This window comes from Pedobacter sp., from assembly GCF_045628745.1.
Classification (GTDB): domain Bacteria; phylum Bacteroidota; class Bacteroidia; order Sphingobacteriales; family Sphingobacteriaceae; genus Pedobacter.
Genome location: NZ_JAZQPU010000160.1, coordinates 1 through 8,269 on the forward strand (window position 1 = coordinate 1; position 8,269 = coordinate 8,269).

At 39.4% G+C, this 8,269-nt stretch carries 8 protein-coding genes; all 8 read right to left on the minus strand.

The features are described 5' to 3' along the window. A partial coding sequence (locus ACR2F7_RS06535) for a carboxypeptidase-like regulatory domain-containing protein (RefSeq protein WP_432712777.1) occupies positions 1–815 on the minus strand: 815 nt, incomplete at its 3' end. A gap of 2 nt (positions 816–817) precedes the next feature. After that, on the minus strand, positions 818–2,491 hold the full coding sequence (recN, locus tag ACR2F7_RS06540; RefSeq protein ID WP_432712778.1) for a DNA repair protein RecN: 1,674 nt from the start codon (positions 2,489–2,491) through the stop codon (positions 818–820). Positions 2,492–2,560: 69 nt separating this feature from the next. Beyond that, positions 2,561–4,255 (minus strand): M56 family metallopeptidase, encoded by a 1,695-nt coding sequence (locus ACR2F7_RS06545; protein ID WP_432712779.1) that lies wholly within the window; start codon positions 4,253–4,255, stop codon positions 2,561–2,563. A gap of 1 nt (position 4,256) precedes the next feature. Next, a complete protein-coding gene (locus ACR2F7_RS06550) occupies positions 4,257–4,643 on the minus strand; it encodes a BlaI/MecI/CopY family transcriptional regulator (protein WP_432712780.1) in 387 nt (128 codons plus the stop codon). 105 nt (positions 4,644–4,748) lie between these two features. Then, positions 4,749–5,648 carry a DUF4835 family protein gene (locus ACR2F7_RS06555; protein ID WP_432712781.1) on the minus strand — a complete coding sequence of 300 codons (900 nt, stop codon included), beginning with the start codon at positions 5,646–5,648 and terminating at the stop codon, positions 4,749–4,751. A 4-nt stretch (positions 5,649–5,652) separates the two neighbouring features. Then, positions 5,653–6,852, minus strand: coding sequence for a bifunctional phosphopantothenoylcysteine decarboxylase/phosphopantothenate--cysteine ligase CoaBC (gene coaBC, locus ACR2F7_RS06560; RefSeq protein ID WP_432712782.1), 1,200 nt, complete (start codon positions 6,850–6,852; stop codon positions 5,653–5,655). A 46-nt stretch (positions 6,853–6,898) separates the two neighbouring features. Continuing rightward, positions 6,899–7,225, minus strand: coding sequence for a DNA-directed RNA polymerase subunit omega (locus tag ACR2F7_RS06565; RefSeq protein WP_432712783.1), 327 nt, complete (start codon positions 7,223–7,225; stop codon positions 6,899–6,901). After that, positions 7,225–8,154 carry an outer membrane protein assembly factor BamD gene (locus tag ACR2F7_RS06570; protein WP_432712784.1) on the minus strand — a complete coding sequence of 310 codons (930 nt, stop codon included), beginning with the start codon at positions 8,152–8,154 and terminating at the stop codon, positions 7,225–7,227. The genes ACR2F7_RS06565 and ACR2F7_RS06570 overlap by 1 nt, the downstream gene beginning before the upstream one ends. Positions 8,155–8,269: the final 115 nt, after the last annotated feature.

The following is an 8,269-nucleotide window of genomic DNA, read 5'->3' on the forward strand; positions in this document are numbered from 1 at the left end:
TGTTGTGCTTTTTTAAGTCTGGTGATATTGGCATCGATCAGGCTGTCGGGAGGTCTTCTATCGTTTTTGATTTTGACCAGCTTATTGATCACGAAGCCTTCTTCCTTGGTCGTTCCTTTGTAAAGTGATTTAAAAAAATGCTGACTAGAGCCTAAATAAGCTATTTCACGGTTTTTTGCCCATTCTTTCTTTTTTGCTTTAGAACCTTTGAGTTCTTCATAGTTGGGCAATCCTGAGTAATAGACAATGTGGTTGTTATATTGGTATTCAAAATATTGAAGCATATACTTCAGTCGGTAACCCAGTGCTTTATTTTCGATGACCAGAAACTCCTCTGATTTTACGCTCAGTAGTTTTTTATTGTTATCGTAATCAATAATCAGGGCCTGTGGGTTGAGCAGTTTGCACTTTTTGGCGTTGGGTGTTTTGCCAATAAAGAATTCCTTAAATTGGTTGATGTATTGTTCACGGTTGGGATCTACCCTGATGACAACCTCGCGTAATTGGATGCTGCTCTCTTGCAGAACGATGTTGATGCTGGCAGACTGATCACTTAAAATGACATTTTTGGTAAAGGGTAGGTAGCCCATCATTTCTACCAGCACATCATAATTACCGGGTTTGAGGTTGCTGAGTATAAATTTACCATCATTATTAGATACCGTAGCCGTTTTATAACCGCTAAGGTAAATGCCTGCGCCAGGCAGCACTTCTCCGCTTTTATCTTTTACTACACCAGAAATGCTTAAAGATTGTGCATAACCAGTGGTGTATAGCAAAAGTAAGAGCACAAGACCTGATAAATGTTTCAGCACCGCTATTTATAGTTTAATTGTCCTTTGTCTAAAAGATCTCTCGCATTGGCTAAGGCAGATTTACCCGGTGGCTTGCCACTTAACATTTCTGCAATGACATAAACGCGGCCTTCACGGTCTAACCTTTTGATGCCCGTGGTACTGCGTTCAGCACTTTCGTTTTTATAGACAAAATAATGAGCATTACCTTTGGCCGCAATTTGTGGCAAGTGCGTAATACACACTACCTGCATATTGCGTTCCAGTTCACCTATTACCTGTCCTACACGTAAAGCTGTTTCTCCCGAAATACCCGTATCAATTTCGTCGAATATTAATGTAGGCAGGTCACTGTGTTTGGCCAGGATAGATTTTATAGCCAGCATGATCCTCGATAATTCACCACCAGAGGCTACTTTTGCAACAGGGGCTGGCGGCTGACCACTATTGGCAGAAAACAACAAGGCAATATTATCTTTACCATCTTTGGTAAGTTCTTTCAACAGGGTTTGCTCAATCTTTATCCTTGCATTGGGCATGCCCGCCTGCGTTAGAATCTGATCAACCTGTTTTTCTGTGGCCTTAATAGATTTGCTGCGGTTAATAGATAAGGTAGCTGCATGTTTCTCCAAAAGCGCTTTTAACGTTTCCGTTTCATGATGCAGGCGTTCTATTTCTTCATCGCCACTTAAAATTAAACTCAGGTTGTTAGAGAGTTCCTCTTTAATGCTGATTAATTCTTCAATAGTGTTTACACGATGTTTTTGTTGTAAAGTATACAGCGTATCCAGGCGGTGTGTAATTTCATCTATCCTGGAGGGGTTAAATACAACATGCTCTTCCAGGTGGGAAAGCTCATTGCTGATGTCTTTCAGTTCTATTAAGGTAGAACGCAGGCGTTCTGTCAGTTCACTATAGTCGGTATGGAAACTTTCAATGCTGTGCAGTTGACCAATAGCTTCTTTAAGCATCGGCACTGCCGAAAGCTCTTCCTCATTGATCAGTTGATAACTGTTCACCAGGCTCCGTTTTATTGCCTCCGCATTATTTAATGCCTTCAATTCTATTTCTAAACTTTCCTGTTCTGAAGGTTGCAGGTTAGCATTTTCTAGTTCGTTGAACAAGAACTGTTCATAATCCTGCTTGTTACGGGCCTCATCAGCATTTTTACGCAATTCGCGCAACTTTTGCTGGTGCTTTTTATAAAGCTTAAAATTTTCTCGGTAGTCGCTCAGCAATTCCTCATGATTGGCCAGTCCATCTACCACAGTCAACTGAAAACCCGGATCATTAAGCTCACGAGTGGCATGCTGCGAATGGATATCAATCAATCGCTCGCCAAGGTGTTTCATTACTGTTAAGGTTACCGGCGTATCATTAATAAAGGCGCGGGATTTACCATCAATGGAAATCTCGCGCCTTAATATACTCTCTTCATGAAAATCTAAATCGTGTTCTTCAAACAGCGGCTTTAATTTGTCGCCGCTCAGTTTAAAAGTTCCTTCAATAATGCATTTCTTTTCCTGATTGAAAAAGTATTTAGTCTCTGCACGCTGCCCCAATATCAGGGATAGTGCACCAAGCATGATTGATTTTCCTGCTCCAGTTTCACCGGTAATAATGTTGAGGCCCTTGTCAAGTTCCATTTCAACACTATCGATCAAAGCGTAATTACGTATAGAAAGTTTTTGTAGCATATCCTTTGCTAAATTATAAAAACTTAGTCAATGGATGCTTATCCTTTACGAATAAAACACGATCTGAACTTATTTATTTTTTTCTGTTTCTTTAGGAGGATTGATTTTGATGTTCTTTAATTCTTTCTCAATTTGTGCTTCTATTTCTTTTTCATTGAGCTCGGTACAAACTTCCACATTCAACTCCATTTGTTTTTTAAAGGCTGGTGAATTGAAGTGTTTTGCCATCGCCTGACTTTGAAATTTAACATCCTCCATTTGTTTTTTAAAGGCAGGAGAATTATAGTGTTGAGCTAAGGCCTGACTTTGAATTTTAACATCTTCCATTTGTTTTTTAAAAGCTGGAGAGTTAAATTGTTTCTTCATTTCTACAGTCATTTTGCTCAATTCGGCTTGTTGTTTTTTCCACTCAGGCGAATTAAAGTGTTTCGCTAAAGCCTTACTTTGAACTTTGACATCTTCTATTTGTTTTTTCCACGCTGGAGAATTAAAATGTTTCTTTATTTCTTCACGATACTGAGCCATTGCAGCTGCATCTGGTTTGCTTGGTGGAGCTGGCAATGCTGGTGGTTCTGTTAAGGCTGGTGGTTCTACGGGTGGAGCTGGAGGAGCAATGCTTGGCTCTACAGGTGGAGGTGGAGGAGCAATGTTTTTCTTTAACGCTTTACTTTTCTTTACATCTGCTTTGTGTTTTTTGTTCTTTGTGCTATCCTGCTGAAAAACATCATTCGTTATACGGCTTTCCATAGCAACCATAGTAGAGGTTGCCGTTTTCTTTTTATCACCGGTTTCTGATTTAAGTGGACTTACCCAGGCAAGGGAAATGATGATCGCCATGGTGATGCCAATGGCAAATAGCTGTTGTTTTGCGGTACTGTAGGTCGTTTTCATATTGGTGATTCTTTTTATACGCTGATAAAGGTGTTGGTTATTTCCACTTGCAGCCATTGAAAATACAGGAGTTTGCTTTTCTTTTAACAATTCTATTTGTAACAAGGCATGGGCATAGGTCAATGGGGTATGCGTGTGTTGTACAACTAGGTCATCGCAGGAGTGCTCTCTTTCTCTGGCAATCAGGTTGCTGCATAACCAGGTAAATGGATTGAAGAAAAGGATGGTTTCCATTACCGTTTTTACTATATTTAGCAGATAATCGTTCCTGCGGATATGTGAAAGTTCGTGGATCAAAATCGCTTCTACATGTGCCAGGTCAAGTTGGTTGGCAAAGGCTACAGGAAATAGAATAATAGGTTTGATAAAGCCAATGACCAGCGGCACCGCTACATGTTCACTGAGGTAAAAGCCTACCTTTTTAGTAATGTTGAGGCCTTGTGCCAGCTCCTGAAAAAGAGCGTTCCATGCTTGTGGAACGGCTATTTTAGAGGAATGCTTAAGACTCAGGATTTTAAAATACCCTGTAGATAGAATCAGTACCTGCATGATTAAGCCTACGGTATAAAGGCCAACCAATTGTGGGAAAAACTGCTCTGCCTTGTAATTAAGGGCATGCTGGTTATGGAAAGAAAGCGAAGTGGTAACGCTACTTAAAGGGGGCCAGGTAAACAAGGAAAAAAAAGTGCCGCAAAAACCAACAAATAGCAGGCACATGGTGCCGTAGGCCATATTGTGTTTTGCTTTTGCGCTCAGGGTGGGTATCATCACAAACAGGAGTACCAACATCCCATATAATAATGCGCCTTGCCAGAGGGAATGAAAAATGCTCCATCCAGTGGCTTTAATCATGTTATTCACCAATGCTTCCATTTTATTGTTTTTTACTGAGTTGTTCTAAATAAACTTTTATAGAATCGATCTCTTCTTTACTTGCATTGTGGTTGCCCAATGCTTGCATAACCAGTCGCGAAGCAGACCCATTAAAAACATTATTGATCATTTTATTGACCAATTGCTCTTGTGTTTTTTGTTGATTAACCAGCGGTCGGTAAATATGTGTTTTGGAAGAGGTGTCGCGGGAAACCAAACCTTTTTCATGCATAATTTGCATCAGCTTTAAAGTGGTGGTGTAACCGGCATCTTTGGTTTGTTCAAGAATTTCGTGTACTTCTCTTACAGTACAATCCGACTTTTCCCAGAGGATCTGCAAGATTTCTAATTCACTTTCGGTTGGTTTAAAGGGTGTTGTGGTTTCCATTTGTGTTATACGAATTGTTTCGTATATAAATCTACGAATAAGTTCGTATAAACAAAATAATATTTAAAAATTTATTTGTTTATTTTTGAGGAGGGAAAAAGAAGCTTATTGAAGGTTTTTCAATTGGTCGTATTTACTGCTGTTGGCAGGGTCAATACTGGTCAAAAGGTTATAGGCTTTTATTTTATCGGGAGTAGGAGCCATAGTAAATAGCTGTACAAACTCTGTGGCTTTAGCAGCATAGAAAGCATGGTTAAAAACGGCGCCCAAACGCTGCTGATCCATTTGCTGCAAAGAAGGGAGGTAACTGATCATGGCTTTAATAGCCTGTATTTTATTTTCCTGGAGTAAGTCTAATCCTTTTCGGTGGTATTGGTAACTGAAGCTGCGGAGGTCTTCAAAACTTTTGCTAAGCAGGTTTTCATTAAGCCAATAACGGTTTCTCAATCCATCTGCGGCACGCCATCCCATGTTGCCGTTGTTTTGTGCCAGTTGGATAACACGTTGTGCTTTTATATAGTAAAGTTCACCACCTAACTTGCTAAAGCTATCCTTATCCGTACCAATAATTGTATAAGCATAAAAACCAAGCAGCGAAGTAAGGTTACTCTGGTAAGTCTGATCAGAGAAGTCCAATGCTTGTCCTTCGTTATAGTTAAAGTCGAAGTACTGGTCGCTTAAATTTAACAGCGTAGTCTGGTAGCTAGTGCCAAAGACTGGTCGCCAGCTTTGCAGCTGTGCACTGGCTTTATAACCTGCTGCACCATCCCATTCGGTGAGGGTAATGATTAAATTGCAATTGATTCTTTCTGAACTCAGGTAAGTTTCGCTCGTCCATTTGTGGTTATTGAGGAAATTGCTGATGGCATTTTGCAAGGGAAGCAATGTCGATGGGCTCATATTAGGTACCCTGGGCGCTAACACTTGCACGGTGGCAAATATTTCTTGTGCCTTAGTGCTGTGCAGCGTTAAGGTCAATAACAACAGGAGGATCAACTTCTTCATCGCCTCATTTACCCAGCAACATTAATATTTCCTTGCTAATGTCTACAGCTACCTCAGTTTTAGATTTCACTTCAAATTCTTTTTTAACAAAGTCTTTGTTGAAAATCGTTATCTTGTTGGTATTGGTTTTGAAACCGGCACCCTTATCGTTCAAAGAATTTAGCACAATTAAATCAAGGTTCTTTTTAACCAGTTTGGCTTTAGCATGTTCTTCTTCATGCTCAGTTTCCAGAGCGAAGCCAATCAGTAACTGTTTTGCTGTTTTTTTTGAACCCAGCTGTGCCAGGATATCTGTTGTTTTTTGGAGAGCGATGGTGAGTTCACCGTTGTTCTTTTTGATTTTCTGTGTGGCAACATCTACAGGAGTATAATCTGCCACGGCAGCACTCATAATGGTAATATCGCTAGTGGCAAACTGCTGTTCACAAGCCTGCAACATTTCCGAGGCACTTTGAACGTCAATTCTGTGGAGCTGCTGTGTGCTTTTTTCTGCTGTAGGCCCGCTGATGAGCGTTACTTCGGCACCTAGCTTTACAAATTGATCGGCAATGGCAAAGCCCATTTTTCCAGAGGAGTGGTTGCCAATGAACCTCACCGGATCTATAGCTTCATAAGTTGGGCCGGCAGTAACCAAAACTTTCTTGCCTAAAAGTGGCAGGTCCTTTTTAATCAATGCGGTGATGAAAGTAATGATTTCTTCAGGTTCTGCCATACGGCCTTCACCAAATAAACCACTGGCTAATTCTCCATTATTGGGTGCAATAAGAATATTGTTAAAACTTTTTAGCTGACTGATGTTTTGTTGTGTGCTCTGGTGTTTCCACATATCAAGGTCCATTGCAGGGGCAAATAACACCGGGCATTTGGCGGATAAGTAAACGGCACTAAGAAGATTATCGCAAAGGCCATTAGCCATTTTAGCGATGGTATTGGCACTTGCAGGGGCAATGATGAGGTAGTCGGCCCAAAGACCTAATTCTACGTGGTTGCTCCAAACGCCGGTTTCTTCTTCGAAATATTGGGTGTAAACAGGATTTTTAGAGAGGGTAGCCAGGGTAAGCGGCGTAATGAAATTGGCCGCATCGGTCGTAAGAATAACCTTGACGTTTGCGCCGGCTTTAACAAAAAGCCTAACTAAAACTGCGGCTTTATAAGCAGCAATACTGCCGCAAACGCCAAGGATAATGTTTTTATTTTTGAGCATGGTTTAGTAATGCAATTAATGCTGCAAGATAAGCCAATGCATTTATTTATTCTTGCTCTTTAGCAGGATTTCTGTAATAAATCTTGTCATTAAGGAACTCATCAATTGAAATTAACGTTGCTTTAGGCATACGCTCATAGTGTTTACTGATTTCAATTTGTTCTCTGTTCTCAAAAATCTCTTCCAGGTTATCATTTGCAGAAGCGAATTCAGCCAATTTGCCGTGTAACTCTTCTTTAATGTTGTTTGAAATCTGATTAGCCCTTTTTGAAATAATGACTAAAGACTCATATACATTCTGAGTTTTTTGATCTAAATCATTTACGTTTCTCGTTACCGTAGTATTCGGTACAGCAGGTTTAATAGTATTCATTATTTTATTGGGTTTTTAATCAACTTATTGGTACTGTCTTTTTTTGCCTCTTTTTCAAGGTTGGCTTTGTATTTTGCCATTTGAGCTTCTTGAGTGGCTAAAATATTTTTAGCTCTCTCAATTCCTGCCTGACTATCCCTTTTCAGGGTATTAACCTCTGGCGTTAATTTACTTTCAGGGTGCGACTCTAAAAACTCATCGGCATAACCTATAGCTTCAGCATATCTTTCTTCCTGGCGAAATTCATAACTTGCTTTAGCATACATGTACTGCGATTTAACAATCAGCAAATCCATTTCTTCAGCATATTTAATATCCGGAAAATCAATTTGTGCATTTTTCAAGGCGATAACTGCAGACTTGTAATTACTTAAGTCATAATCTCCAAGATCGTAATACATTTTGGCATTTTCAAATGCTTTGTCTTCTAATTTACCACGTAAGGTTGCAATGTGCTTGCTGGCCTCTTCAACTCTTTCACTTTTTGGATATAAGTTAATAAATAATTGCATGGCATCAATAGCCTTATAAGTGTTTTCCTGATCTAGCGTATATTCTGGTGAATCTAAAAAGTAGCAATAAGCACCTAAATACCTGCATTCTTCAGCATGAACGCTGGTAGGGTAGGTATCCGCAAAGTATTTAAATTGAAATCTTGCAGTGGTATAATCTTTTAATTTATATAAGGTAAGGGCATAATGATAATTCAGCTCCTCAGCTTCCGTTCTTCCTCTATATTTCTGTGATAAGTCTTCAAAAAGGATCAAGGCTTTAGAATAATCCTTTTTCTTATAAAGTCTCATGGCTTCCGCGTACTTCTTGGCCACATCATTGCTCAGCCTGATTTTCTCAAATTGGCTTTTACAACCTGCTATGCTTAGTGCTATAACAGTGAAACTTAATAAAAATATGTGTTTAATTTTAAACATTCTGCAAAGATAAGTTAATAATACGATAACGTCAATTAAAAATAATTAGGCGCTAAGCTATATAAAGGCATTGAACCTTTCAAGTCCTTAACATTATTTAACAAATAAATATTGG